The organism is Gracilibacillus marinus (assembly GCF_042651725.1).
GTDB lineage: Bacteria > Bacillota > Bacilli > Bacillales > Amphibacillaceae > Gracilibacillus > Gracilibacillus marinus.
In genome coordinates, this window is sequence record NZ_JBHSDV010000007.1 from 22,832 (window position 1) to 47,868 (window position 25,037).

31 protein-coding genes and 1 other annotated feature are annotated in these 25,037 nt (G+C 37.9%); all 31 genes read left to right on the forward strand.

What is annotated here, in order from left to right; genetic code table 11:
- Nucleotides 1-125 precede the first annotated feature (125 nt).
- The 31 genes from nusG (at nucleotide 126) to rplR (ending at nucleotide 25,029) form a co-directional block, all read left to right on the forward strand.
- Nucleotides 126-662 (forward strand): transcription termination/antitermination protein NusG, encoded by a 537-nt coding sequence (gene nusG / locus ACFOZ1_RS15605; RefSeq protein WP_390200766.1) that lies wholly within the window; start codon nucleotides 126-128, stop codon nucleotides 660-662.
- Nucleotides 663-833: 171 nt separating this feature from the next.
- Nucleotides 834-1,259: a 50S ribosomal protein L11 gene (gene rplK / locus ACFOZ1_RS15610; protein WP_139180338.1), complete on the forward strand. Its 426-nt coding sequence runs from the start codon at nucleotides 834-836 to the stop codon at nucleotides 1,257-1,259.
- Between the two features lie 155 nt (nucleotides 1,260-1,414).
- A complete protein-coding gene (rplA, locus tag ACFOZ1_RS15615; protein WP_390200768.1) occupies nucleotides 1,415-2,110 on the forward strand; it encodes a 50S ribosomal protein L1 in 696 nt (231 codons plus the stop codon).
- Nucleotides 2,111-2,164: 54 nt separating this feature from the next.
- Nucleotides 2,165-2,316 (forward strand) — a sequence feature (ribosomal protein L10 leader region).
- A 28-nt stretch (nucleotides 2,317-2,344) separates the two neighbouring features.
- Nucleotides 2,345-2,845 carry a 50S ribosomal protein L10 gene (gene rplJ / locus ACFOZ1_RS15620; protein WP_390200769.1) on the forward strand — a complete coding sequence of 167 codons (501 nt, stop codon included), beginning with the start codon at nucleotides 2,345-2,347 and terminating at the stop codon, nucleotides 2,843-2,845.
- 65 nt (nucleotides 2,846-2,910) lie between these two features.
- A complete protein-coding gene (gene rplL, locus ACFOZ1_RS15625; RefSeq protein WP_390200771.1) occupies nucleotides 2,911-3,273 on the forward strand; it encodes a 50S ribosomal protein L7/L12 in 363 nt (120 codons plus the stop codon).
- Nucleotides 3,274-3,358: 85 nt separating this feature from the next.
- Nucleotides 3,359-3,961 carry a class I SAM-dependent methyltransferase gene (locus ACFOZ1_RS15630; RefSeq protein WP_390200772.1) on the forward strand — a complete coding sequence of 201 codons (603 nt, stop codon included), beginning with the start codon at nucleotides 3,359-3,361 and terminating at the stop codon, nucleotides 3,959-3,961.
- Between the two features lie 438 nt (nucleotides 3,962-4,399).
- The gene (gene rpoB, locus ACFOZ1_RS15635; RefSeq protein ID WP_390200774.1) at nucleotides 4,400-7,942 is read left to right on the forward strand and encodes a DNA-directed RNA polymerase subunit beta; all 3,543 of its coding nucleotides are present in this window, start codon (nucleotides 4,400-4,402) and stop codon (nucleotides 7,940-7,942) included.
- A gap of 136 nt (nucleotides 7,943-8,078) precedes the next feature.
- Complete coding sequence (rpoC, locus tag ACFOZ1_RS15640) at nucleotides 8,079-11,684, forward strand: DNA-directed RNA polymerase subunit beta' (protein ID WP_390200775.1); 3,606 nt, start codon at nucleotides 8,079-8,081, stop codon at nucleotides 11,682-11,684.
- 198 nt (nucleotides 11,685-11,882) lie between these two features.
- Entirely contained in the window at nucleotides 11,883-12,134 is a 252-nt protein-coding gene (locus ACFOZ1_RS15645) for a 50S ribosomal protein L7ae-like protein (RefSeq protein ID WP_390200776.1), read from the forward strand.
- Between the two features lie 102 nt (nucleotides 12,135-12,236).
- Entirely contained in the window at nucleotides 12,237-12,653 is a 417-nt protein-coding gene (rpsL, locus tag ACFOZ1_RS15650) for a 30S ribosomal protein S12 (protein WP_390200778.1), read from the forward strand.
- A 39-nt stretch (nucleotides 12,654-12,692) separates the two neighbouring features.
- Nucleotides 12,693-13,163, forward strand: a complete 471-nt coding sequence (gene rpsG / locus ACFOZ1_RS15655; RefSeq protein WP_390200780.1) for a 30S ribosomal protein S7 — start codon at nucleotides 12,693-12,695, stop codon at nucleotides 13,161-13,163.
- A gap of 39 nt (nucleotides 13,164-13,202) precedes the next feature.
- Nucleotides 13,203-15,281: an elongation factor G gene (fusA, locus tag ACFOZ1_RS15660; protein ID WP_390200781.1), complete on the forward strand. Its 2,079-nt coding sequence runs from the start codon at nucleotides 13,203-13,205 to the stop codon at nucleotides 15,279-15,281.
- Between the two features lie 119 nt (nucleotides 15,282-15,400).
- A complete protein-coding gene (gene tuf / locus ACFOZ1_RS15665) occupies nucleotides 15,401-16,591 on the forward strand; it encodes an elongation factor Tu (protein ID WP_390200783.1) in 1,191 nt (396 codons plus the stop codon).
- Nucleotides 16,592-17,044: 453 nt separating this feature from the next.
- Nucleotides 17,045-17,353, forward strand: a complete 309-nt coding sequence (rpsJ, locus tag ACFOZ1_RS15670; RefSeq protein WP_089743697.1) for a 30S ribosomal protein S10 — start codon at nucleotides 17,045-17,047, stop codon at nucleotides 17,351-17,353.
- Between the two features lie 29 nt (nucleotides 17,354-17,382).
- Nucleotides 17,383-18,012 (forward strand): 50S ribosomal protein L3, encoded by a 630-nt coding sequence (gene rplC, locus ACFOZ1_RS15675; RefSeq protein WP_390200784.1) that lies wholly within the window; start codon nucleotides 17,383-17,385, stop codon nucleotides 18,010-18,012.
- A gap of 24 nt (nucleotides 18,013-18,036) precedes the next feature.
- Nucleotides 18,037-18,660: a 50S ribosomal protein L4 gene (rplD, locus tag ACFOZ1_RS15680; RefSeq protein WP_390200786.1), complete on the forward strand. Its 624-nt coding sequence runs from the start codon at nucleotides 18,037-18,039 to the stop codon at nucleotides 18,658-18,660.
- The gene (gene rplW, locus ACFOZ1_RS15685) at nucleotides 18,660-18,947 is read left to right on the forward strand and encodes a 50S ribosomal protein L23 (RefSeq protein ID WP_390200788.1); all 288 of its coding nucleotides are present in this window, start codon (nucleotides 18,660-18,662) and stop codon (nucleotides 18,945-18,947) included. Before rplD ends, rplW begins: the two co-directional genes overlap by 1 nt.
- 28 nt (nucleotides 18,948-18,975) lie before the next feature.
- Nucleotides 18,976-19,806 (forward strand): 50S ribosomal protein L2, encoded by an 831-nt coding sequence (gene rplB / locus ACFOZ1_RS15690; RefSeq protein WP_390200789.1) that lies wholly within the window; start codon nucleotides 18,976-18,978, stop codon nucleotides 19,804-19,806.
- Nucleotides 19,807-19,863: 57 nt separating this feature from the next.
- Nucleotides 19,864-20,142 carry a 30S ribosomal protein S19 gene (rpsS, locus tag ACFOZ1_RS15695; RefSeq protein WP_204669230.1) on the forward strand — a complete coding sequence of 93 codons (279 nt, stop codon included), beginning with the start codon at nucleotides 19,864-19,866 and terminating at the stop codon, nucleotides 20,140-20,142.
- A 19-nt stretch (nucleotides 20,143-20,161) separates the two neighbouring features.
- Nucleotides 20,162-20,503 carry a 50S ribosomal protein L22 gene (gene rplV, locus ACFOZ1_RS15700; protein WP_390200791.1) on the forward strand — a complete coding sequence of 114 codons (342 nt, stop codon included), beginning with the start codon at nucleotides 20,162-20,164 and terminating at the stop codon, nucleotides 20,501-20,503.
- Nucleotides 20,504-20,506: 3 nt separating this feature from the next.
- Complete coding sequence (rpsC, locus tag ACFOZ1_RS15705; protein WP_390200793.1) at nucleotides 20,507-21,148, forward strand: 30S ribosomal protein S3; 642 nt, start codon at nucleotides 20,507-20,509, stop codon at nucleotides 21,146-21,148.
- An 18-nt stretch (nucleotides 21,149-21,166) separates the two neighbouring features.
- Nucleotides 21,167-21,601 (forward strand): 50S ribosomal protein L16, encoded by a 435-nt coding sequence (gene rplP / locus ACFOZ1_RS15710; protein ID WP_390200795.1) that lies wholly within the window; start codon nucleotides 21,167-21,169, stop codon nucleotides 21,599-21,601.
- Nucleotides 21,591-21,794, forward strand: coding sequence for a 50S ribosomal protein L29 (gene rpmC, locus ACFOZ1_RS15715; RefSeq protein WP_390200797.1), 204 nt, complete (start codon nucleotides 21,591-21,593; stop codon nucleotides 21,792-21,794). Before rplP ends, rpmC begins: the two co-directional genes overlap by 11 nt.
- 20 nt (nucleotides 21,795-21,814) lie before the next feature.
- Entirely contained in the window at nucleotides 21,815-22,078 is a 264-nt protein-coding gene (gene rpsQ, locus ACFOZ1_RS15720; RefSeq protein WP_390200799.1) for a 30S ribosomal protein S17, read from the forward strand.
- 43 nt (nucleotides 22,079-22,121) lie between these two features.
- Nucleotides 22,122-22,490 (forward strand): 50S ribosomal protein L14, encoded by a 369-nt coding sequence (rplN, locus tag ACFOZ1_RS15725; RefSeq protein ID WP_390200800.1) that lies wholly within the window; start codon nucleotides 22,122-22,124, stop codon nucleotides 22,488-22,490.
- Between the two features lie 41 nt (nucleotides 22,491-22,531).
- Nucleotides 22,532-22,843: a 50S ribosomal protein L24 gene (gene rplX, locus ACFOZ1_RS15730; RefSeq protein ID WP_390200802.1), complete on the forward strand. Its 312-nt coding sequence runs from the start codon at nucleotides 22,532-22,534 to the stop codon at nucleotides 22,841-22,843.
- Nucleotides 22,844-22,870: 27 nt separating this feature from the next.
- Nucleotides 22,871-23,410: a 50S ribosomal protein L5 gene (gene rplE, locus ACFOZ1_RS15735; protein ID WP_390200804.1), complete on the forward strand. Its 540-nt coding sequence runs from the start codon at nucleotides 22,871-22,873 to the stop codon at nucleotides 23,408-23,410.
- Between the two features lie 30 nt (nucleotides 23,411-23,440).
- The gene (rpsN, locus tag ACFOZ1_RS15740; protein ID WP_054787917.1) at nucleotides 23,441-23,626 is read left to right on the forward strand and encodes a 30S ribosomal protein S14; all 186 of its coding nucleotides are present in this window, start codon (nucleotides 23,441-23,443) and stop codon (nucleotides 23,624-23,626) included.
- Between the two features lie 30 nt (nucleotides 23,627-23,656).
- Nucleotides 23,657-24,055: a 30S ribosomal protein S8 gene (gene rpsH / locus ACFOZ1_RS15745; protein ID WP_390200805.1), complete on the forward strand. Its 399-nt coding sequence runs from the start codon at nucleotides 23,657-23,659 to the stop codon at nucleotides 24,053-24,055.
- A gap of 30 nt (nucleotides 24,056-24,085) precedes the next feature.
- Complete coding sequence (rplF, locus tag ACFOZ1_RS15750) at nucleotides 24,086-24,622, forward strand: 50S ribosomal protein L6 (RefSeq protein ID WP_390200807.1); 537 nt, start codon at nucleotides 24,086-24,088, stop codon at nucleotides 24,620-24,622.
- A gap of 44 nt (nucleotides 24,623-24,666) precedes the next feature.
- Nucleotides 24,667-25,029 (forward strand): 50S ribosomal protein L18, encoded by a 363-nt coding sequence (gene rplR / locus ACFOZ1_RS15755; RefSeq protein ID WP_390200809.1) that lies wholly within the window; start codon nucleotides 24,667-24,669, stop codon nucleotides 25,027-25,029.
- The last annotated feature ends 8 nt before the right edge of the window (nucleotides 25,030-25,037 follow it).

The following is a 25,037-nucleotide window of genomic DNA, read 5'->3' on the forward strand; positions in this document are numbered from 1 at the left end:
CTATAATTAATTACTACTTTTTGAACCCGCTTGTCGGGTTTTTTAAATGGAAAAAAGTTCAAGCGCTATAATGGAATTATTTATTAAGATTAAGGGAGGGACGGGCGAATAGAACGCCCTTGGCTATGGAAAAAAGATGGTATGTCGTCCACACCTATTCTGGATATGAGAATAAAGTGAAAACGAATTTAGAAAAAAGATTAGAATCAATGGGGATGGAAGATAAAATCTTTCGAGTATTAGTACCTGAAGATGAAGAAACAGAGATTAAAAACGGTAAAAAGAAAGTCGCAAAGAAAAAGGTATTCCCTGGATATGTACTAGCAGAAATGATTATGACAGATGACTCATGGTATGTTGTGCGTAATACACCTGGTGTAACAGGCTTTGTAGGGTCAGCAGGTTCTGGTTCCAAACCGACCCCTTTACTAGACGAAGAAGTGGAAATGATTCTAAAACGAATGGGCTTTAATGAGACTGTGACAGAAGTAGACTTCGATGTGAATGAAACAGTAGAAGTAACAGATGGACCATTCAATGGTTACTCTGGTTCCATTGAAAAAATTGATTTAGACAAACAAAAAGTGAAAGTACTTGTGAATATGTTTGGTCGTGAAACACCAATGGAACTTGACTTTTCACAAATCAAGAAGTTATCATAGACATTAGGCTGAAAATAAAATCATATTAGGCCTTGCATTTCATGTCTAAAAATGCTAAAATTTTTATGTTCTTTATGCCTCGAGTATAAGGTTATTATTTATCATAAGATATTTTGAGTGGGAGGGTAAAAAACCCTATTACCACATCACGGACTTAAGGAGGTGTGTCTCGTGGCTAAAAAAGTAGAAAAAGTAGTTAAACTTCAAATTCCAGCAGGAAAAGCGAATCCAGCACCACCAGTTGGGCCAGCACTAGGTCAAGCAGGTGTAAACATCATGGGATTTTGTAAAGAGTTTAATGCTCGTACACAAGATCAAGCTGGTTTAATCATTCCAGTAGAAATTTCGGTTTTTGAAGACCGTTCATTTACATTTATTACAAAAACTCCACCGGCAGCAGTATTGCTTAAAAAAGCAGCTGGTATTGAAACTGCTTCTGGAGAGCCTAATCGCAATAAAGTTGCTACACTTAAACGCGACAAGGTGAAAGAAATCGCTGAGTTAAAGATGCCAGATTTAAATGCTGCTGATGTAGAAGCTGCTATGCGTATGGTAGAAGGTACTGCACGTAGTATGGGTATCGTTATCGAAGACTAATATTTCACAGTGTTGTACAGAAACGTAGGGTTGCGGTAGTGGAGACAAGCTTCATGTCGCAACCTTTGTTTTGGAGAAAATATATCGTTCATATAGAATGCCGCTTTAGATAAGTGGGAGGTATAACCGTTAAAACCACAAAGGAGGAAATAAAAATGGCTAAAAAAACAAAAAAACAACAAGAAGCACTAAAACTTGTTGATCGCACAAAAGCATATGATGTGAAAGAAGCGTTAGAATTAGTTCAAAAAGCTTCTGCAGCAAAATTTGACGAAACAGTAGAAGTTGCATTTCGTTTAGGGGTAGATCCTAAGAAAGCAGACCAACAAATCCGTGGAGCAATGGTATTGCCACATGGTACTGGTAAAACACAAACTGTTTTAGTATTTGCTAAAGGTGAGAAAGCAAAAGAAGCAGAAGCAGCTGGAGCTGACTTTGTAGGAGATCAAGAATTAATCAACAAAATCAACCAAGGTTGGTTTGAATTTGATGTAGTTGTTGCAACTCCTGACATGATGGCTGAAGTTGGTAAATTAGGTCGTGTATTAGGGCCAAAAGGTTTAATGCCAAACCCTAAAACAGGAACAGTTACTTTCGATGTAGAAAAAGCTATTCAAGAAATCAAAGCAGGTAAAGTAGAATACCGCGTTGATAAACAATCGAATATTCATGTACCAATTGGTAAAGTATCATTTGATTTAGATAAATTAGTAGAAAACTTCAATGCATTAGCAGAAACAGTTGTTAAAGCAAAACCTCAAGCAGCTAAAGGTACGTACTTACGTAATATCGCTGTATCATCAACAATGGGTCCTGGAGTAAAAGTAGATCCATCTGTATTTGCGAAATAATAAGTACTTGACTTATAAGAATGCATCACGTATAATTCTCAAGGGTTAAGTAATTTAAAATAATACATTATACCGTAGACAGTAGGTGCATCATGCTTAATATCCTACCGAGGTTTGCCTGAATAGATAATTAAGAAGATGAATTCTTTGTTAGCAATCAGTCAAAAAACCTCCATGTCTACATGGAGGTTTTTTTCGATTCGGTATAATGATCGCATAACAGGAGGTGGAAACATGTCAAAAATTATCGAGACAAAGAAACAAGTTGTTTCTGAGATCGCTGAAAAACTACGCGAAAGCAAATCAACTATTCTTGTAGATTACCGTGGACTTGATGTTGCGGAAGTTACAGAATTACGTTCACAATTACGTGAAGCTGGCGTTGAGTTCAAAGTGTACAAAAACACAATGACTCGTCGTGCAGTAGTTGAAGCTGAATTAACTGGTTTAGATGATGCTTTAGTAGGTCCTACAGCAATCGCTTTTAGTAAAGATGATGTAGTGGCGCCAGCAAAAGTATTAAACAACTTTGCTAAAGATCACGAAGCACTTGAAATTAAAGGTGGTATCGTAGAAGGTTCTGTTGCTTCTCTTGAGCAAATTAAAGAACTTGCAGAACTTCCAAACTACGAAGGTATGCTTTCTATGCTACTCAGCGTACTTCAAGCGCCAATCAGAAACTTTGCTTATGCAACAAAAGCAGTGGCAGAGCAAAAAGAAGAACAAGGTGCGTAATATTTTTCGTATCAAACAAATTACATGTTCGTAATGAATATAATAATAATTAGGAGGAAATAAACATGTCTAAAGAGCAAATTATCGAAGCAATTAAAGAAATGTCTGTTCTTGAATTAAATGATTTAGTAAAAGCAATCGAAGAAGAATTTGGTGTAACTGCAGCTGCTCCTGTAGCAGTAGCTGGTGCAGGTGCTGGTGAAGCAGCAGCTGAACAAACAGAATTTGATGTAGTACTTACAAGTGCTGGAGCATCAAAAATCAAAGTTGTTAAAGCAGTGCGTGAAATCACTGGTTTAGGACTTAAAGATGCGAAAGACTTAGTTGATAACGCTCCTGGAGCAATCAAAGAAGGCGTATCTAAAGAAGAAGCTGAAGAAATGAAAGCTAAATTAGAAGAAGCTGGTGCTTCTGTAGAATTGAAATAAGAATAGTGTGATTAAGAAAAGCTCGCTTACTATAGGCGAGCTTTTCTATTATCTATGTTTAAACAAAAGGAAGGTGCCAAAATAAATGACCGATCAGTATTTTTCTAATAATCCGAATGTATCTAGCGAAAAAAGAACATGGACATACGAATTGTTAGAAAACAAATTGATATTTACAACAGATAACGGTGTATTTTCCAAAGGGGAAGTCGATTTTGGTTCAAAGGTATTGCTAGAGACGTATGCATTACCACAAATCGCAGGTGCCATTTTAGATTTTGGTTGTGGATATGGTCCTGTTGGGATTGCGTTGGCAAAATGCTATCCGGATAGAGAATTTATTGGCGTAGATATAAATAAAAGAGCGGTAGATTTAGCGAATGAGAATGCGAAGCAAAATCAAGTAGAAAATGTCCGATTTCTAGAAAGTGATAAATTGGAAAATGTTCAAGGTGAGAAATTTGCTAGTGTACTAACAAATCCTCCAATTAGGGCGGGGAAGCAAACAGTGCATGCTATGTTTGAAGATGCGTACGAAGCATTATTGTCTGGTGGAGAACTTTGGGTTGTTATTCAGAAGAAACAAGGGGCGCCTTCAGCTGAGAAGAAGTTAAAAGAACTTTTTGCTAATGTAGAAACGGTTACTAAAAGAAAAGGTTATTTTATCTTTAAAGCAGAAAAAGTTTGACTAAGATAGTTTCTTGTGGTAGTATTGAAAAATGCCAATAGAGAGAAAGTTTGTCAAGTATTATTTTTAAAAAATGTATAAAAAGATAAAATTGTGACAAAACTATACAATATGTTTAATTTTTTCCGTTTGGCATTTTATTAGCTAATAGAATTCTCTACAAAACCTTTTAGAATTCCTTATTAAATTTCCACAGTATTATTTTGAAGCAATTGAATAACATCTGTTTTAACAGATGTCTATATAAAAACTTGTGAAAAAACACAAGTTTGTTCAGTTTGCAAAAGCTGAATTGAATTACAACACTTACTAAATTATACGTTCTATAGAGAAAATGTCAATTACCTATAGTAAGTAATGTATAAATGGTAGGTGTGGTTTCATTTGTTGCCATGCATGTGGCGAATATCCTTTATTATTGATCGAGAGGTGAATCAGTTGACAGGTCAACTAGTTCAATACGGACGGCACCGCCAGCGTAGAAGTTATGCGCGTATTAGTGAAGTATTAGAATTACCTAATTTAATTGAGATTCAAACAGATTCCTATCAGTGGTTCCTAGATGAGGGACTAAAAGAGATGTTTCAAGACATTTCTCCAATCGAAGACTTTGCGGGAAATCTTTCGCTAGAGTTTGTTGATTATAGTCTAGGAGAACCAAAGTATCCTGTTGATGAGTCAAAAGAAAGAGATGTAACATATAATGCTCCGCTTCGTGTGAAGGTTCGTTTAATTAATAATGAAACTGGCGAAGTGAAAGAACAAGAAGTATTCATGGGTGACTTCCCATTGATGACAGAAACAGGTACGTTTGTGATTAATGGTGCAGAACGTGTTATCGTATCACAGCTTGTTCGTTCACCTAGTGTCTATTTCAATGCGAAAATTGATAAAAATGGAAAACGTGGCTTTGGGGCAACAGTTATTCCAAACAGAGGTGCATGGTTAGAATTTGAAACAGACGCAAAAGACGTTGTGCATGTAAGAATTGACCGCACTAGAAAATTACCAATCACTGTGCTATTAAGAGCATTAGGCTTCAGCAATGATCAAGAGATTATTGAGCTATTAGGTGATAATGAATACTTACGTAATACATTAGAAAAAGACAATACCGAAACAAGCGAAAAAGCATTGTTAGAAATATATGAAAGATTACGTCCAGGCGAACCGCCAACAGTAGAAAATGCTAAAAGCTTACTAGTATCTCGCTTCTTTGATCCAAAGCGATATGATTTAGCACATGTAGGGCGTTACAAGATTAATAAAAAGCTTCATATTAAAAACAGACTATTTAACCAAGTATTAGCAGAGCCTGTAGTAGACACAGAAACAGGTGAAGTAATTGCGAATGCAGGGGATAAATTAGATCGTCGTTTATTAGATAAAATCATTCCATTACTTGATGCAAAGGAACAACCATTTGGTGAAACCATTCTACATCCACACGATGGCGTTGTAGAAGAACCAATCCGTGTTCAAGCTGTTAAGATTATTGACCCAACAGATCCTGAAGGTGAAAAAGTATTAACAGTAATCGGTAATTGTAATGTAGATAATTCAGTAAAAAACATCTCACCAGCGGATATTTTGTCATCTATTAGTTATTTCTTTAACATTTTACACCAAGTTGGAGAAACGGATGATATTGATCACTTAGGTAACAGAAGATTACGTTCTGTTGGAGAATTGCTACAAAACCAATTCCGTATTGGTTTATCAAGAATGGAACGTGTGGTTAGAGAAAGAATGTCTATCCAAGATACTTCTTCTATCACGCCACAACAATTGATTAATATTCGTCCTGTGATTGCATCAATTAAAGAGTTCTTTGGTAGCTCTCAGTTATCACAGTTTATGGATCAAACAAATCCATTGGCAGAGTTAACACATAAGAGACGTTTATCTGCGCTTGGACCGGGTGGTTTGACTCGTGAGCGTGCAGGTTTTGAAGTTCGTGACGTTCACTATTCACACTATGGGCGTATGTGTCCAATCGAAACACCAGAGGGACCAAACATTGGTCTAATTAACTCGTTATCCTCTTATGCAAAAGTTAACAAATTTGGATTTATTGAAACACCATATCGAAGAGTAGATCCAGAGACAGGGCGAGTAACGTCCCAAATGGATTACTTAACTGCAGATGAAGAGGACAACTATGTAGTTGCACAGGCAAATGCGAAATTGAATGAAGATGGAACATTTGCTGAGGAAGAAGTAATTGCACGTTTCCGTGGGGAGAACACAATTATTAGTCGTGAGAAGATCGATTACATGGATGTATCTCCTAAACAAGTAGTTTCTGCTGCGACTGCATGTATTCCGTTCTTAGAAAATGATGACTCTAACCGTGCCTTAATGGGTGCGAACATGCAACGTCAAGCAGTACCATTAATGCAACCTCGATCTCCAATTGTAGGTACAGGTATGGAGTATGTTTCTGGTAAAGATTCTGGGGCTGCTGTTATTTGTAAATACGAAGGAATTGTAGAGAGAGTCGAAGCAAAAGAAATTTTAGTAAGACGTATTTCAGAAGTAGATGGTAAAGAGGTACAAGGAGATTTAGATCGGTACAAATTACAAAAATTTATCCGTTCTAACTCAGGTACTTGTTATAACCAAAGACCAATTGTAGAAAAAGGCAACCGTGTAACGAAAGGTGAAATCCTCGCAGACGGTCCATCAATGGAAGACGGAGAGCTTGCATTAGGACAAAATGTGCTTGTAGGTTTCATGACATGGGAAGGTTATAACTATGAAGATGCCATCATTATGAGTGAACGTCTAGTAAAAGATGATGTGTATACATCTATTCACATTGAAGAATATGAATCAGAATCTAGAGATACAAAATTAGGACCTGAAGAAATCACAAGAGATATTCCTAACGTAGGGGAAGATGCTTTACGTGATCTTGACGAAAGAGGTATTATCCGAGTTGGTGCGGAAGTAGAAGATGGCGACTTATTAGTAGGTAAAGTAACTCCTAAAGGGGTAACAGAATTATCTGCTGAAGAGCGCTTATTACACGCAATTTTCGGTGAAAAAGCACGTGAAGTGCGTGATACTTCTCTAAGAGTGCCACACGGTGCTGGAGGAATTGTCCTTGATGTGAAAATCTTTAATCGCGCAGATGGTGATGAATTACCACCGGGAGTGAATCAACTTGTGCGTGTATATATCGTTCAAAAGCGTAAAATCCATGAAGGGGATAAAATGGCTGGACGTCACGGTAACAAAGGGGTTATCTCCAAAATTTTACCAGAAGAAGATATGCCATTCTTACCAGATGGAACACCGATTGACATCATGTTGAACCCATTAGGGGTACCATCACGTATGAATATCGGGCAAGTACTTGAGTTACACTTAGGTATGGCTGCTAGACAATTAGGTATTCATGTTGCTTCACCTGTATTTGATGGTGCAACAGAAGAAGATGTATGGGAAACATTAGAAGAAGCTGGTCTTGCGAGAGATGCGAAGACAATTCTTTATGATGGAAGAAGTGGAGAACCATTTGACAACCGTGTATCAGTAGGTGTGATGTATATGATTAAACTTGCGCACATGGTTGACGACAAGCTTCACGCTCGTTCTACTGGTCCATACTCACTAGTAACACAACAACCTTTAGGTGGTAAAGCACAATTTGGTGGGCAACGTTTTGGTGAGATGGAGGTATGGGCACTAGAAGCATATGGTGCTGCATATACACTTCAAGAAATATTAACTGTTAAATCAGATGATACGGTTGGACGTGTAAAAACATACGAAGCTATTGTAAAAGGTGAGAATGTTCCAGAACCAGGTATTCCAGAATCCTTTAAAGTATTAATTAAAGAACTACAGAGTTTAGGAATGGACGTTAAAATGTTATCAGGTGATGAACAAGAAATTGAATTACGTGATGACGATGATGACGATGTACACTCTGCAGATAGCTTTAATCTTGAAATAGAAGAAACAACGAATTAATGAATTGTTGCACAGTCTTCCTAACTATTCCACTGTAATAGTTAGGAATCTGTGCCTTATAAACAAGCTATCACTAATAAAGTGAACTAATAAGTTGATGGTAAAATCCGAATGATTAAAAAGGGAGGTTGACCCCTTGTTAGATGTTAATAATTTTGAATATATGAAAATAGGTCTAGCTTCACCAAATAAGATTCGTTCATGGTCATATGGGGAAGTAAAAAAACCTGAGACAATTAATTATCGTACACTAAAGCCAGAGAAAGATGGCTTATTTTGTGAGCGTATCTTTGGTCCACAAAAAGACTGGGAATGTCATTGTGGTAAATACAAGCGTGTCAGATATAAAGGTGTTGTATGTGACCGATGTGGTGTAGAAGTGACAAAAGCTAAAGTTCGTCGTGAACGCATGGGACACATTGAATTAGCTGCTCCAGTATCACATATTTGGTATTTCAAAGGAATTCCAAGCCGTATGGGTCTTGTTTTAGACATGTCACCAAGAGCGTTAGAAGAAGTTATTTATTTTGCTGCATACATCGTAACAGACGCTGGTGAGACTGCTTTAGAGAAGAAACAACTACTCTCAGAAAAAGAATATCGTGCATATCGAGATAAATACGGAAATGGTTTCAAAGCACAAATGGGTGCAGAAGCAATCAAAAAGATTCTCCAAGACATTGATCTAGAGAAAGAAGTAGAATTACTTCGCGAAGAATTGAAATCTGCCCAAGGTCAAAGAAGAACAAGAGCAATCAAAAGACTTGAAGTGTTAGAAGCATTCCGTAATTCAGGTAACGAACCGAGTTGGATGATATTGGATGTACTTCCGATTATTCCTCCAGAATTACGCCCGATGGTTCAACTAGATGGTGGCCGTTTTGCAACGTCTGATTTGAACGATCTGTATCGTCGTGTAATTAATCGTAACAATCGTCTAAAAAGATTACTTGACTTAGGTGCGCCTAGTATCATTGTTCAAAATGAAAAACGTATGTTACAAGAAGCAGTAGACGCACTAATTGATAATGGTCGTCGCGGTCGTCCTGTAACAGGTCCTGGTAACAGACCACTTAAATCATTGTCACATATGTTAAAAGGGAAACAAGGTCGTTTCCGTCAAAACTTACTAGGTAAACGTGTGGATTATTCAGGTCGTTCTGTTATTGTCGTTGGTCCGAACTTGAAAATGTACCAATGTGGTTTGCCGAAAGAGATGGCTGTAGAACTATTCAAGCCATTCATTATGAAAGAATTGGTTGAAAGAGGGCTTGCTCATAACATTAAATCAGCCAAACGAAAAATTGAACGATTACATGCAGAAGTTTGGGATGTATTAGAAGATGTAATTAAGGAGCATCCTGTGTTACTTAACCGTGCACCTACACTTCACAGATTAGGGATCCAAGCGTTTGAACCGACATTAGTGGAAGGAAGAGCAATCCGTCTACACCCACTAGTTTGTACAGCTTATAATGCGGATTTTGATGGGGATCAAATGGCTGTTCACGTTCCGTTATCTGCTGAAGCGCAAGCAGAAGCGCGTATTTTAATGTTAGCAGCACAAAATATCCTTAACCCTAAAGATGGAAAACCAGTTGTTACACCATCACAGGATATGGTATTAGGTAACTATTATCTAACAATGGAAAGACAAGGCGCAATTGGCGAAGGAATGGTAGTGAAAGACTTAAATGAAGCATTAATTGCATACCATAATGGTTATGTACACTTGCATACTCGTATTGCTGTTCAACCGACTTCTTTAGGTAAACAAGGGTTCACAGAAGAACAAAAAAGTAAATTATTACTTACAACTGTTGGTAAATTAATTTTTAATAACATGTTACCAGACACTTTCCCTTATTTAAATGAACCGACTCATAGTAACTTAGAACAAGCAATACCTGATAAGTACTTTGTTGACAAAGGTACAAATATTAAAGAGGAAATTGCTAGTCGTGATATCATTCTACCATTCAAAAAAGGAATTTTAGGAGATATTATCGCAGAAGTATTTAAGAAATTTAAAATTAGTGAAACATCTAAAATGCTTGACCGTATGAAAGATTTAGGGTTTGCCTACTCAACAAAAGCAGGTATTACAGTGGGGGTAGCTGATATTGTCGTATTAGCTGAAAAAGAAGAAATCCTTCATGCAGCTCAAACGAAAGTAGACAAAGTATTACAACAATTCCGTCGTGGTTTAATCACAGATGAAGAACGTTATGATCGTGTTATCTCTATTTGGTCACAAGCGAAAGATGATATTCAAGAACGATTGATGAAATCATTGAATCCACGAAACCCAATTTTCATGATGAGTGATTCTGGTGCCCGTGGTAATGCATCTAACTTTACTCAACTTGCAGGTATGCGTGGTCTAATGGCCAACCCGGCTGGTAGAATTATTGAGTTACCGATTAAATCAAGTTTCCGTGAAGGTTTAACAGTACTTGAATACTTTATTTCTACACACGGTGCACGTAAAGGTCTTGCCGATACCGCATTAAAAACAGCTGACTCTGGTTACTTAACTAGACGTTTAGTAGATGTTGCACAAGATGTAATTATTCGTGAAGATGATTGTGGTACAGATCGTGGTTTAACTGTTGCAGCTATCACTGAAGGTACAGAAATGATTGAACCATTAATCGACCGTCTAATTGGTCGTACAGTGTTCCAGAATGTATACCACCCAGAGACAAACGAATTAATTATTAGTAAGAATGAAGTAATGACAGAAGATATTGCTAAAGAGATTGTGGAATCTGGCATTGACGAAGTTGTGATTAGAACTGTCTTCACATGTAACACTAAGCATGGTGCATGTAAGAAATGTTATGGCCGCAACTTAGCTACAGGTGAAGAAGTGGAAGTTGGTGAAGCAGTTGGTATTATTGCCGCACAATCTATTGGTGAGCCTGGTACACAGTTAACAATGCGTACATTCCACACTGGTGGGGTAGCTGGTAGTGATATCACACAAGGTTTACCGCGTATCCAGGAGATTTTCGAGGCGCGTAACCCGAAAGGTCAAGCAGTTATTTCAGAAATCTTTGGTATTGTCAAAGATGTAACAGAAGTAAAAGATAAACAAGAAATCGTTATTCAAGGTGCGATTGAGACAAAATCTTATACTGCTCCTTATGGTTCACGACTAAAAGTATCGATTGGTGATGAAGTTGAAGCAGGCCAAGCGTTAACAGAAGGTTCTATTGATCCAAAAGAATTACTAAAAATCAAAGGTATCGACGGCGTACAATCTTACTTATTAAAAGAAGTACAGAAAGTATACCGTATGCAAGGGGTAGAAATTGGTGACAAGCACGTAGAAGTAATGGTTCGACAAATGTTACGTAAAGTAAGAGTTGCTGATGCAGGAGATACAGAAGTATTACCAGGATCACTACTTGAGATTCACCAGTTTAAAGACGCAAACAAAAAAGCATTACACACTGGTGGTCAACCAGCAGTAGGACGTCCAGTATTACTAGGTATCACGAAAGCATCATTAGAAACAGATTCATTCTTATCTGCGGCATCCTTCCAAGAAACAACTAGAGTGTTAACAGATGCAGCAATTAAAGGCAAGCGCGATGAGCTATTAGGATTAAAAGAAAATGTCATTATCGGTAAACTTGTTCCTGCAGGTACGGGTATGCAACGCTATCGCCGTATTAAAGAAAAAATTGCAGAGCAAATGGCAGAAGAAACTGTAACAGATGAAGTAACGCCTTAATGATATAAAAGAGGATAGAGAGACAGCTGTACTTGTCTCTCTATCCATTAAATTTACTTGAAACAATGCAAGAGATAATGGGAAGTATCGTAAAAAAATATGTCAATTTCATAAATAAAAGTTGACATTTAATTTAGGTGCATGATAGTATATTTAAGGTGCTTCCGTTATCCTTGTAACTTTGGAGGATATGATAGAATGTCTTATGAAAAAGTGACACAGGTAAATACCGAAAAGATAATCGGAACAAAACAAGTGTTAAAAGCCATCAAAAATGGCGAAGCAAAAGAAGTGATTATTGCTAGTGATGCGGACCATCATATTACTAGTAAAGTATCGCAAGTTGCAAAGGACCACAATATCCCTTTGTCATATGTTGATTCTATGAGAAAATTAGGAAAAACATGTGGTATTGACGTAGGGGCTGCAACAGTAGCAATCAAACAGTAAAGTTTTGGCAAACAATGTGTTTGTGAAGACTTTGTTTTTTGCTTGAATATGAACCACCTGGATGTGTGGTATTACACCAACTAATGAGAGGAGGAAAATGGAATGCCAACTATTAATCAGTTAGTACGTAAAGGTCGTGTTTCTAAAACAAAGAAATCTGATTCTCCAGCACTTAACAGAGGTTACAATAGCCGTAAAAAAGTCGCTACTAATCAATCATCACCTCAAAAGCGTGGTGTTTGTACTCGTGTAGGTACGTTAACTCCTAAGAAACCGAACTCTGCATTACGTAAATATGCACGTGTTCGTTTATCAAATCAGATTGAAGTAACTGCGTATATTCCTGGAATTGGTCACAACTTACAAGAACACAGCGTTGTTTTAATTCGTGGTGGACGTGTAAAAGACTTACCAGGGGTTCGTTATCACATTGTTCGTGGAGCGCTTGATACTTCTGGAGTAGAAGGACGTATGCAAGGTCGTTCTAAATACGGTGCGAAAAAACCAAAACAAAAATAATGAAAAATGATGTAATAAAATAAGGAAGGAGGGAAAGATATGCCACGTAAAGGACCAGTTACTAAACGTGATGTCTTACCAGATCCGTTATACAACTCTAAACTTGTAACACGTTTAATTAATCAAATTATGGTTGATGGAAAAAGAGGAAAAGCACAAAAAATTCTTTACCGCGCATTTGAATTAGTTCAAGAGCGTAGTGGACAAAATGCTATGGAAGTATTTGAACAAGCGATGAAAAACGTAATGCCTGTATTGGAAGTACGTGCTCGTCGTGTTGGTGGATCTAACTACCAAGTACCTGTTGAAGTACGTCCAGAACGCCGTCAAGCTTTAGGTCTTCGTTATGTTGTGAATTATTCACGTTTACGCGGAGAAAAAACAATGGAAGAGCGTTTAGCTAATGAAATTTTAGATGCATCTAACAACACTGGAGCATCAGTTAAAAAACGCGAAGATATGCACAAAATGGCAGAAGCGAACAAAGCGTTTGCTCACTACCGTTGGTAATCATATTAACTATTCTATATTCAGGAAGGAGAAAGAATCATGCCTAGAGAGTTCTCCTTGGAGAAAACACGTAATATCGGGATCATGGCTCACATCGATGCTGGTAAAACAACAACAACAGAACGTATTTTATTTTACACTGGTCGTATCCACAAAATTGGAGAAACACACGAAGGTGCTTCTCAAATGGACTGGATGGAGCAGGAACAAGAACGTGGTATCACGATTACATCTGCTGCTACAACAGCACAATGGAAAGAACACCGCGTTAACATTATCGATACTCCTGGACACGTAGACTTCACAGTTGAAGTTGAGCGTTCATTACGTGTATTAGATGGTGCGGTTACTGTACTTGATGCACAATCAGGTGTAGAACCACAAACAGAAACAGTATGGCGTCAAGCTACTACTTACGGTGTACCTCGTATTGTATTCATCAACAAAATGGATAAAACAGGAGCAGATTTCTTGTATTCTATCGGTACTTTAGTTGACCGTCTAGGTGCAAATGCTCACGCTGTTCAACTTCCAATTGGTGCTGAAGATGAATTCGAAGGTATCATCGACCTTATCGAGATGAAAGCATATTATTATGAAGATGATTTAGGAACTCGTTCTGAAGCGAAAGAGATTCCTGCAGAACTTAAAGATAAAGCTGAAGAATTACGCGCAAGCTTAACTGAAGCTGTATCTGAATTAGATGAAGAATTAATGGAACGTTACTTAGAAGGTGAAGAAATTTCTAACGAAGAACTTAAAGCAGCAATTCGTACTGCTACTTTAAATGTAGAATTCTATCCTGTGTTCTGTGGTTCTGCCTTCAAAAACAAAGGGGTACAATTAATGCTTGATGGTGTAGTTGATTACTTACCATCACCACTTGATATTCCTCCAATTGAAGGTACTTTAGCTGGTTCTGAAGATAAAATTGTTCGTAAAGCTGATGATAACGAACCGTTCTCTGCATTAGCATTTAAAGTTATGACAGATCCATTCGTTGGTAAACTTACATTCTTCCGTGTGTATTCAGGTACATTAAAATCTGGTTCTTACGTTAAAAACTCTACAAAAGATAAGCGTGAACGTGTAGGTCGTATCTTACAAATGCACGCAAACTCTCGTGAAGAGATTGACGAAGTATATGCAGGAGATATTGCTGGTGCGGTTGGTCTTAAAGACACATCTACAGGGGATACACTATGTGATGAAAAGAGTTTAGTAATTCTTGAATCAATGGAATTCCCAGAGCCTGTTATTTCAGTAGCTATTGAGCCTAAATCAAAAGCTGATCAAGATAAAATGGGTACTGCATTAGCTAAGTTAGCTGAAGAGGATCCAACATTCCGTACTGAAACAAACCAAGAAACTGGTCAAACAATTATTTCAGGTATGGGTGAGTTACACCTTGATATCATCGTAGACCGTCTACGTCGTGAGTTTAAAGTAGAAGCTAACGTAGGTGCTCCACAAGTATCATACCGTGAAACATTCCGTGCTGCTGCTGAGGTTGAAGGTAAATTCGTACGTCAATCTGGTGGACGTGGTCAATATGGTCATGTTTGGATCAAGTTTGAGCCGAACGAAGAAGGTGCTGGATTCGAATTTGTAAACAATATTGTTGGTGGTGTGGTTCCACGTGAATACATCCCTTCAGTAGAAGCTGGTATAAAAGAAGCGATGGCTAATGGAGTGTTAGCTGGATATCCTTTAATCGATGTGAAAGCATCATTATATGATGGAAGCTATCACGATGTTGACTCTAACGAAACTGCGTTTAGAGTAGCTGCTTCTATGGCACTTAAAGCTGCGAAAAACAAATGTAATCCTGTAATCTTAGAACCTATTACTAAAGTAGAGATTGTTATCCCAGAAGAATACATGGGAGACATCATGGGTGATGTTACTTCTCGTCGTGGACGTGTAGAAGGTATGGAAGCTCGCGGTAACTCACAAGTAGTTAAAGCGTTCGTCCCACTTGCTGAAATGTTCGGATATGCAACTGCACTTCGTTCTAATACGCAAGGTCGTGGAACATACACAATGCACTTTGATCACTATGAAGAAGTACCTAAGAGTGTTGGAGAAGAAATTATCAAGAAAAATTCAGGTGAATAATTGATTTTTCTTGCAATCTAAAGTATAACTTGTATTATAGGCTTAGAAAGTCTACTTTCTAAGCTGAGATACTTGTAAATATAATATTATATTTCATTTATTTAAAGGAGGAAATATTCATGGGTAAAGAAAAATTTGACCGTTCCAAAGACCACGTTAATATTGGTACTATTGGACACGTTGACCATGGTAAAACTACATTAACTGCTGCAATTACTAACGTTCTTTTCAACAAATTCGGTAAAGGGGAAGCTCGTGCATACGATCAAATCGATGGAGCTCCTGAAGAAAGAGAACGTGGAATCACTATCTCAACTGCACACGTTGAGTATGAAACTGAAACTCGTCACTATGCACACGTTGACTGTCCTGGTCACGCTGACTATGTTAAAAACATGATCACTGGTGCTGCACAAATGGATGGTGCGATCTTAGTAGTATCTGCTGCTGATGGTCCAATGCCACAAACTCGTGAGCACATCTTACTTTCTCGTCAAGTAGGTGTACCTGCGATTGTAGTATTCTTAAACAAATGTGATATGGTAGATGACGAAGAACTTCTTGAATTAGTAGAGATGGAAGTACGTGATCTATTATCTGAATATGATTTCCCTGGTGATGACGTACCAGTTATCAAAGGTTCAGCTCTTAAAGCACTAGAAGGCGAAGAACAATATGTGAACGCAATTCTTGAACTTATGGATGCTGTTGATGAGTATATCCCTCGTCCAGACCGTGATACTGAAAAACCATTCATGATGCCAGTTGAGGATGTATTCTCTATCACTGGTCGTGGTACTGTTGCAACAGGACGTGTTGAGCGTGGTGTTGTTAAAGTTGGAGACGAAGTAGAAATCATCGGTCTTGCTGAAGAAGCTTCTAAAACAACTGTAACAGGTGTAGAAATGTTCCGTAAGCTTTTAGATTACGCTGAAGCTGGAGATAACATTGGTGCACTTCTTCGTGGGGTAGCTCGTGAAGATATCAACCGTGGTCAAGTATTAGCTAAACCAGGTACAATTACACCTCATACTAACTTCAAAGCAGAGGTTTATGTACTATCTAAAGAAGAAGGTGGACGTCACACTCCATTCTTCACTAACTACCGTCCTCAGTTCTACTTCCGTACAACTGACGTAACTGGTGTTGTACATCTTCCAGAAGGCGTAGAAATGGTTATGCCTGGAGATAACATCGAAATGACTGTAGAACTTATTTCTCCAATCGCGATTGAAGAAGGAACTAAATTCTCAATCCGTGAAGGTGGACGTACTGTAGGTGCTGGAGTAGTAGCTACAATCCAAAAATAAGTTTAATATTTAAAAAAAGACAAGTAGCATCATGCTACTTGTCTTTTTTGATACATTTGATGTACATCGTTCAATTGGATAGATTAATTTTCAATCATTAAGTATATACAACCATTATAAAAAAGAAATAAAACAAATACTTCATTATATGTATTATCTAACAAAAGATAAAACTAAACGATAAATACTTCGTGTGTGCGTATGAAATGATCGTCGCTGTCTACGTTATGACAAAAAACACGATAAACTTAAACTAGTTTCATATTTTTTTAAAAAAATTCGATTAAATGTTGCATTTAGCCTAAAAATTATATATAATGAACAATGTTGGTCATTTAAGAGGCGATGATGCGGAAGGTTGTTGGCACACCCGGCCCCTTTGCCATGGCTAGTGTGCTAAGGAATTTTCGCGGAGAAAGTCTATTATAAAATGGGCGAAAAGGAGGGAAAATAATGGCAAAAGAAAAAATTAGAATTCGTTTAAAAGCGTATGATCACCGTATTTTAGATCAATCTGCAGAGAAAATTGTAGATACTGCTAAAAGATCAGGTGCAGGTGTTTCTGGACCGATTCCATTACCAACTGAGAAATCAGTTTACACGATTCTTCGTGCGGTTCATAAATATAAAGATTCACGTGAGCAATTCGAAATGCGCACACATAAACGTCTAATCGACATTGTAAGTCCAACACCAAAAACGGTTGATGCATTAATGCGTCTTGATTTACCGTCAGGTGTAGATATCGAAATTAAATTATAATAATATAAACAATCTAGGAGGTGTTACGGATGACGAAAGGAATCTTAGGCCGCAAAATCGGCATGACTCAGCTTTTCTCAGAAGAAGGGGAATTAATTCCTGTAACAGTTATCGAAGCTGAACCAAACGTTGTGCTGCAAAAGCGAACAGAAGAAAATGACGGGTATGAAGCGATTCAAATCGGGTTTGCTGATCAAAAGAAAAATCGTACAAACAAACCAGAACAAGGGCACGCTGAAAAAGCGAGCACTACACCTAAGCGCTTCATTCGTGAAATCCGTGACGTTAATCTTGATGAGTATGAATTAGGTCAAGAAATTAGCGTAGAGGTATTTCAAGCTGGAGATGTAATTGATGTAACTGGAACTTCAAAAGGGAAAGGATTCCAAGGGGCTATCAAACGCCACAACCAATCTCGTGGGCCAATGAGTCACGGTTCTCGTTACCACAGAAGACCAGGTACAATGGGTCCAATTGATCCAATGCACGTATTCAAAGGTAAAAAACTTCCAGGTCAAATGGGTGGAAAGCAAATCACAATCCAAAACCTTGAAATTGTAAAAGTTGACGCTGAACGTAATCTTTTACTAGTTAAAGGTAATGTGCCTGGTTCTAAAAAATCATTCGTTAAAATTACGAGTGCAGTAAAGGCTAACTAATAATAACCGAAGGGAGGATATGTCATGCCTAAAGTAGCACTATTTAATCAAAGTGGATCACAAGTAGGTGATGTGGAAATTAGCGATGCAGTATTTGGTATTGAGCCAAACGAACACGTATTACATGACGCTGTTTTAATGCAACGCGCATCACTTCGTCAAGGTACACACGCTGTAAAAAATCGCTCGGAAGTACGCGGTGGTGGACGTAAACCATGGCGTCAAAAAGGAACTGGACGTGCGCGTCAAGGTTCTATTAGATCACCACAATGGGTAGGCGGTGGAACAGTATTTGGACCTACGCCAAGAAGCTATAGCTATAAATTACCTAAGAAAGTTCGTAGATTAGCGCTTAAATCTGCATTCTCTTCTAAAGTAAAAGAAGATAGCTTAGTTGTATTAGAAGGAATCGCATTTGATGCTCCTAAAACAAAAGAAGTAGTTTCAATGCTTGCTTCATTAAACGTAGATACAAAAGCATTAATCGTAACTGCAGATACTGACACTGTTTTAGCAAAATCAGCTAACAACCTACCAAATGTTAAAGTATTAACTGTAAGCCAAGTTAACGTTCTAGACTTGCTTACGCATGACAAGCTGATTATTACAAAAGAAGCAGCTGAAAAAGCAGGGGAGGTGCTTGCATAATGAAGGATCCTCGTGATATTATTAAGCGCCCTATCATTACTGAACACACTGCAGATTTAATGGCTGAAAAAAAATACACTTTTGAAGTGCCTAAAGAAGCTAACAAATCGCAGATCAAAGATGCAATTGAAGTAATCTTTGGAGTTAAAGTAGTTAACGTAAATACTTTAAATAGAAAAGGTAAATTCAAACGTATGGGACGTTATGGTGGATATCGTCCAAATCGCAAAAGAGCTATTGTTCAATTATCTGAAGATAGTAAAGAACTAGATTTCTTTGAGAGCTAATAACTTTAAATAAAAAGGAGGGAAAAAGATGGCGATTAAAAAATACAAACCAACCTCAAATGGTCGTAGAGGAATGTCAGTATCTGACTTTGCTGAGATTACAACTAATAAACCAGAAAAGTCTTTACTTGCTCCTTTAAGCAAAAGAGGTGGTCGTAACAATCAAGGTAAATTGACTGTTCGTCATCAAGGCGGTGGCCACAAGCGTAAATATCGTATTATCGATTTCAAACGTGATAAAGATGGCATTCCAGGAAACGTTGCTACAATTGAGTACGATCCTAACCGCTCAGCAAACATCGCATTAATTAATTATGCAGATGGAGAAAAACGTTATATCCTTGCACCTAAAGGATTACAAGTAGGACAACAAGTGGAATCAGGACCTGATGCAGATATCAGACCAGGTAATGCATTACCACTAATCAACATTCCAGTTGGTACAGTTGTGCATAATATTGAATTAAAACCAGGACGCGGAGGCCAATTAGCAAGATCTGCTGGAGCTCAAGCACAAATCCTTGGTAGAGAAGAGAAATATGTACTTGTTCGCTTATCATCTGGTGAAGTTCGTTTAATTCTAGCAACTTGTCGCGCTACAGTTGGTCAAGTTGGTAACTTAGAACATGAACTAATCAATATTGGTAAAGCAGGACGTTCTCGTTGGTTAGGCAAACGCCCTACAGTTCGTGGTTCCGTAATGAACCCTAATGATCACCCACACGGTGGTGGTGAAGGACGCGCGCCAATCGGACGTAAATCACCAATGTCACCATGGGGTAAACCAACACTTGGTTACAAAACGCGTAAACGCAACAAGCAATCTGATAAATTTATTGTACGTAAACGTAAAAAATAACGGGGTTGAACGACGGGACTTAATACCCGTCTGTCAATCGCGAAGGGAGGCTTATCCATGGGTCGTAGCTTAAAAAAAGGACCTTTCGCAGATGACCATTTACTGAAAAAGATCGATAAATTAAACGAAGATGACAAGAAGACAGTTGTAAAGACTTGGTCACGTCGTTCTACTATCTTCCCAAGTTTCATCGGTCATACAATTGCAGTATATGATGGTCGCAAACATGTGCCAGTATATGTAACAGAAGATATGGTTGGACATAAATTAGGCGAATTCGCTCCAACACGCACGTATAGAGGGCATGCTGGAGATGACAAGAAAACAAAACGTTAATTGAGAGGAGGTACTCCTAATGCAAGCTAAAGCTGTTGCGAAATCAATTCGTATTGCTCCTCGTAAAGTCCGCTTAGTTGTCGATTTAGTTCGCGGTAAAAATGTCGGAGAAGCAATTGCGATTTTAAAGCACACTCAACGTAGTGCATCACCAGTAGTTGAAAAATTAATCAACTCTGCTGTTGCGAACGCTGAGCATAATTATGAAATGAATCCAGATAATTTATATATTTCTGAAGCATTTGTGAACGAAGGGGTAACATTGAAACGTTTCCGTCCACGTGCACAAGGTCGTGCGAGTCAAATCAACAAACGCACAAGCCACATTACAGTGGTTCTATCTGAGAAGAAGGAGGGATAATCTGTGGGTCAAAAAGTAAATCCTAATGGTCTTCGTGTCGGTATTATTCGTGATTGGGAATCAAAATGGTATGCTGGTAAAGACTATGCTGATCTTTTACATGAAGACATTAAAATTCGTGAATATATTGAAAAACGCTTAAAAGATGGTGCTGTATCTAAAGTTGAGATTGAAAGAGCAGCAAATCGTGTAAACATTTCTATCTCTACAGCGAAACCTGGTATGGTAATCGGTAAAGGTGGTTCAGAAGTAGAAGCACTTCGTAAAGCCCTAAACGAACTTACAGGTAAAAGAGTACACATCAACATCGTAGAAATTAAAAGAGCTGATTTAGATGCTAAATTAGTTGCTGAAAATATTGCTCGTCAACTTGAAAACCGTGTTTCTTTCCGTCGTGCACAGAAACAAACAATCCAACGTGCTATGCGTGCTGGAGCAAAAGGTATCAAAACACAAGTATCTGGCCGTCTAGGTGGAGCAGATATGGCGAGAGCTGAACATTATAGTGAAGGAACTGTACCACTTCATACTTTACGTGCTGATATTGACTATGGTACTGCAGAAGCAGATACTACTTACGGTAAATTAGGTGTTAAAGTATGGATCTACCGTGGAGAAGTCCTTCCAACTAAAAACAATAAATAAGGAAGGGGGCAACGCATTATGTTAATGCCAAAACGTGTAAAACATCGTAAACAACATCGTGGTAACATGAAAGGTAAAGCAAAAGGCGGAACAACTGTTGCATTTGGTGAGTTCGGTTTACAAGCAACAGAAGCGTCTTGGATTACTAGTCGCCAAATCGAAGCTGCGCGTATAGCGATGACTCGTTATATGAAACGTGGTGGTAAAGTTTGGATTAAAATATTCCCAGATAAGCCATATACGAAAAAGCCTCTAGAGGTTCGTATGGGTTCTGGTAAAGGTGCTCCTGAAGGATGGGTAGCAGTAGTGAAACCAGGAAAGGTAATGTTTGAAATTGCAGGTGTATCTGAAGAGGTTGCTCGTGAAGCGCTTCGTCTTGCAGCTCACAAATTACCGGTTAAAACGAAATTCGTAAAACGAGAAGAAATTGGTGGTGAAATCAATGAAGGCTAAAGATATTAGAGAACTAACCACTGCCGAAATTGAACAAAAGATCAAATCATTAAAAGAAGAGCTTTTCAATTTGCGTTTCCAATTAGCTACAGGTCAATTGGAAAACACTGCACGTCTTCGTGAAGTGCGCAAATCAATCGCACGAATGAAAACTGTTGTTCGCGAAAGAGAGCTAAGCGTAAATAACGGATAAATGAAGGAGGTTAGCCTCATATGAGTGAGCGTAATAATCGTAAAGTCTATACAGGACGTGTTGTTTCTGACAAAATGGATAAGACTATTACAGTTTTAGTTGAAACTTATAAGTTCCACAAACTGTATAACAAACGTGTTAAGTACTCTAAAAAGTTCAAAGCTCATGATGAAAACAATACTGCTAAAATTGGCGATGTTGTTCGTATCATGGAAACTCGTCCACTATCAGCTACAAAGCGTTTCCGTTTAGTAGAAGTTGTGGAAGAAGCAGTAATTATCTAATTAAAAGTTCGCTCGGATAAGTTCCGAAGGGAGGTACACGAATATGATTCAACAAGAATCTCGTTTAAAAGTAGCAGATAACTCTGGTGCACGTGAGGTACTTACAATCAAAGTATTGGGTGGCTCAGGTCGTAAGACAGCGAATATCGGTGATGTAATTGTTTGTACGGTGAAACAAGCAACACCAGGAGGCGTTGTTAAAAAAGGTGAAGTAGTAAAAGCTGTTATCGTTCGTACAAAAAGTGGTGTGAGACGTAAAGATGGTTCTTATATTAAATTTGACGAAAATGCAGCTGTTATTATTCGTGATGACCAAAGTCCAAGAGGTACTCGTATTTTTGGACCAGTAGCACGTGAATTACGTGATGCTAAGTTTATGAAAATCGTATCTCTAGCTCCAGAAGTATTATAAGGCACGAAACGGAAAATACCTTGTAAGGAGGTGCGGATAGCATGCATGTAAAAAAAGGTGATAAAGTTCAAGTTATTTCTGGTAAAGATAAAGGAAAACAAGGCGTTATTTTAGCTGCGTTTCCTAAAAAAGACCGTGTGCTTGTAGAAGGAGTTAATATCGTGAAAAAACACGCGAAACCTTCTCAAGATAATCCACAAGGTGGAATCCTTAATCAAGAAGCAGCAATTCATGTTTCTAATGTAATGCCAGTTGATCCTAAGTCTGGTGAACCAACTCGTGTTGGATATGAAGTTCGTGATGGAAAGAAAGTTCGTATCGCTAAAAAATCTGGTGAAGCGTTAGATAAATAGTATTAGCGATGAAAGGAGGTTTACGTGATGAACGCATTAAAACAAAAATATAGTAATGAGATTGTTTCTTCATTAGTAGAAAAATTTAATTATAAATCAGTAATGGAAGTACCTAAAGTTGAGAAGATCGTTATTAACATGGGTGTTGGTGATGCTGTACAAAACTCTAAAGCTTTAGATTCAGCTGTAGAGGAATTAGCACAATTATCAGGTCAACAACCAGTTATTACAAAAGCGAAAAAATCAATCGCAGGTTTTCGTTTACGTGAAGGAATGCCAATTGGTGCAAAAGTTACTCTTCGTGGTGACCGCATGTACGATTTCCTTCAAAAATTAATTGATGTATCTCTACCACGTGTTCGTGACTTCCGTGGTATTTCTAAAAAGGCATTCGATGGTCGTGGAAACTACACTCTAGGTGTTAAGGAACAATTAATCTTCCCTGAAATTAACTACGATAAAGTAAGTAAAGTAAGAGGGATGGATATTGTTATTGTTACAACAGCGAATTCAGATGAAGAAGCTGCTGAACTCTTAACTCAACTTGGCATGCCTTTCCAAAAATAAGCGCTGAAGCTAGTATAAGGAGGGAAAAGAGTGGCTAAAAAATCAATGATCGCAAAGCAAAAGCGTCCTGCAAAATTTAAAGTGCAAGAATATACTCGTTGTGAACGTTGCGGACGTCCACATTCAGTAATTCGCAAATTTAAACTTTGCCGTATTTGTTTCCGTGAACTTGCATATAAAGGTCAAATTCCTGGTGTTAAAAAAGCAAGCTGGTAAAACCCCAAATTGGGAAGGAGGTAATATGAAATGGTTATGACAGATCCAATTGCAGATATGCTTACTCGTATTCGTAACGCTAACATGGTACGCCATGAGAAATTAGAATTTCCAGCGTCGAATCTTAAAAAAGAAATTGCTGATATTTTAAAACGTGAAGGTTTTATCCGTGATTATGAATATGTAGAAGATAACAAACAAGGTATTCTTCGTGTATTCTTAAAGTACGGTGCGAATGAAGAACGTGTAATTACTGGACTTAAAAAGATTAGTAAACCAGGACTTCGCGTTTATGCTAAAGCAGATGAATTACCTAAAGTTCTTAACGGTTTAGGTATCGCAATCGTTTCAACTTCTAAAGGTGTTCTTTCTGATAAAGAAGCACGTGCGCAAGCAATCGGCGGAGAAGTACTTGCATATATTTGGTAATAATTTTCTAGATGACAGGAGGTGTACAGCATGTCTCGTATAGGTTTAAAACAATTAGAGATTCCACAAGGTGTGGAAATTAACATTGATGGTGGTCATGTTACTGTAAAAGGGCCTAAAGGTGAATTGAGCCGTACATTTAACAGTGACTTAACAATCAAAATTGAAGATAATATTCTTACTGTTGCACGTCCAAGTGACAGTAAACAACATAAAGCATTACATGGTACTACACGTAGCTTAATCGGAAACATGGTTGAAGGTGTTCACAAAGGTTTCGAAAAAGCTCTTGAGATTCAAGGTGTAGGTTACCGTGCTCAAAAACAAGGAACGAAACTTGTTGTTAGTGCTGGATATTCACATCCAGTTGAAATTGAGCAAGAAGAGGGAATTGAAATTGAAGTACCTGCGAATACAAAAGTAATCGTAAAAGGTATTGATAAAGAACGTGTTGGCGCAGTAGCTGCTAACATCCGTGCGATTCGCCCACCTGAACCTTATAAAGGAAAAGGTATTCGTTACGAAGGTGAATATGTACGTCGTAAAGAAGGAAAAACTGCTAAGTAAGTAAATAGAGGTTTTTAGGTAGGGAACAGAAAGGAGTGACCTAGATGATCACAAAGCCTGACAAAAATAGTGTACGTAAAAAAAGACATTTACGTATTCGTAAGAACCTATTCGGTACTGCGGAGCGTCCACGTCTAAACGTATTCCGTTCAAACAAACACATCTATGCACAAATCATTGATGATATAAATAACGTAACTATCGCTAGTGCATCGACTGTTGATAATGAATTAAAATTAGAGTCAACTGGTAATGTTGATGCTGCGAGACAAGTTGGAGAACTTGTAGCAAAACGTGCACAAGAAAAAGGAATTAAGAATGTAGTATTTGATCGTGGTGGATATTTATATCATGGTCGAGTTAAATCTTTAGCTGATGCTGCTCGTGAAGCAGGTCTTGAATTTTAATAAAAAAG

What these genes read in the sequence shown, in the direction of transcription:
- nusG (WP_390200766.1), top strand. Translation starts at nt 126, where the DNA reads ATGGAAAAAAGATGGTATGTCGTCCACACCTATTCTGGATATGAGAAT.
- rplA (WP_390200768.1), top strand. Translation starts at nt 1,415, where the DNA reads ATGGCTAAAAAAACAAAAAAACAACAAGAAGCACTAAAACTTGTTGAT.
- rplJ (WP_390200769.1), top strand. Translation starts at nt 2,345, where the DNA reads ATGTCAAAAATTATCGAGACAAAGAAACAAGTTGTTTCTGAGATCGCT.
- rplL (WP_390200771.1), top strand. Translation starts at nt 2,911, where the DNA reads ATGTCTAAAGAGCAAATTATCGAAGCAATTAAAGAAATGTCTGTTCTT.
- ACFOZ1_RS15630 (WP_390200772.1), top strand. Translation starts at nt 3,359, where the DNA reads ATGACCGATCAGTATTTTTCTAATAATCCGAATGTATCTAGCGAAAAA.
- ACFOZ1_RS15645 (WP_390200776.1), top strand. Translation starts at nt 11,883, where the DNA reads ATGTCTTATGAAAAAGTGACACAGGTAAATACCGAAAAGATAATCGGA.
- rpsL (WP_390200778.1), top strand. Translation starts at nt 12,237, where the DNA reads ATGCCAACTATTAATCAGTTAGTACGTAAAGGTCGTGTTTCTAAAACA.
- rpsG (WP_390200780.1), top strand. Translation starts at nt 12,693, where the DNA reads ATGCCACGTAAAGGACCAGTTACTAAACGTGATGTCTTACCAGATCCG.
- fusA (WP_390200781.1), top strand. Translation starts at nt 13,203, where the DNA reads ATGCCTAGAGAGTTCTCCTTGGAGAAAACACGTAATATCGGGATCATG.
- tuf (WP_390200783.1), top strand. Translation starts at nt 15,401, where the DNA reads ATGGGTAAAGAAAAATTTGACCGTTCCAAAGACCACGTTAATATTGGT.
- rpsJ (WP_089743697.1), top strand. Translation starts at nt 17,045, where the DNA reads ATGGCAAAAGAAAAAATTAGAATTCGTTTAAAAGCGTATGATCACCGT.
- rplC (WP_390200784.1), top strand. Translation starts at nt 17,383, where the DNA reads ATGACGAAAGGAATCTTAGGCCGCAAAATCGGCATGACTCAGCTTTTC.
- rplD (WP_390200786.1), top strand. Translation starts at nt 18,037, where the DNA reads ATGCCTAAAGTAGCACTATTTAATCAAAGTGGATCACAAGTAGGTGAT.
- rplW (WP_390200788.1), top strand. Translation starts at nt 18,660, where the DNA reads ATGAAGGATCCTCGTGATATTATTAAGCGCCCTATCATTACTGAACAC.
- rplB (WP_390200789.1), top strand. Translation starts at nt 18,976, where the DNA reads ATGGCGATTAAAAAATACAAACCAACCTCAAATGGTCGTAGAGGAATG.
- rpsS (WP_204669230.1), top strand. Translation starts at nt 19,864, where the DNA reads ATGGGTCGTAGCTTAAAAAAAGGACCTTTCGCAGATGACCATTTACTG.
- rplV (WP_390200791.1), top strand. Translation starts at nt 20,162, where the DNA reads ATGCAAGCTAAAGCTGTTGCGAAATCAATTCGTATTGCTCCTCGTAAA.
- rplP (WP_390200795.1), top strand. Translation starts at nt 21,167, where the DNA reads ATGTTAATGCCAAAACGTGTAAAACATCGTAAACAACATCGTGGTAAC.
- rpmC (WP_390200797.1), top strand. Translation starts at nt 21,591, where the DNA reads ATGAAGGCTAAAGATATTAGAGAACTAACCACTGCCGAAATTGAACAA.
- rpsQ (WP_390200799.1), top strand. Translation starts at nt 21,815, where the DNA reads ATGAGTGAGCGTAATAATCGTAAAGTCTATACAGGACGTGTTGTTTCT.
- rplN (WP_390200800.1), top strand. Translation starts at nt 22,122, where the DNA reads ATGATTCAACAAGAATCTCGTTTAAAAGTAGCAGATAACTCTGGTGCA.
- rplX (WP_390200802.1), top strand. Translation starts at nt 22,532, where the DNA reads ATGCATGTAAAAAAAGGTGATAAAGTTCAAGTTATTTCTGGTAAAGAT.
- rplE (WP_390200804.1), top strand. Translation starts at nt 22,871, where the DNA reads ATGAACGCATTAAAACAAAAATATAGTAATGAGATTGTTTCTTCATTA.
- rpsH (WP_390200805.1), top strand. Translation starts at nt 23,657, where the DNA reads ATGGTTATGACAGATCCAATTGCAGATATGCTTACTCGTATTCGTAAC.
- rplF (WP_390200807.1), top strand. Translation starts at nt 24,086, where the DNA reads ATGTCTCGTATAGGTTTAAAACAATTAGAGATTCCACAAGGTGTGGAA.
- rplR (WP_390200809.1), top strand. Translation starts at nt 24,667, where the DNA reads ATGATCACAAAGCCTGACAAAAATAGTGTACGTAAAAAAAGACATTTA.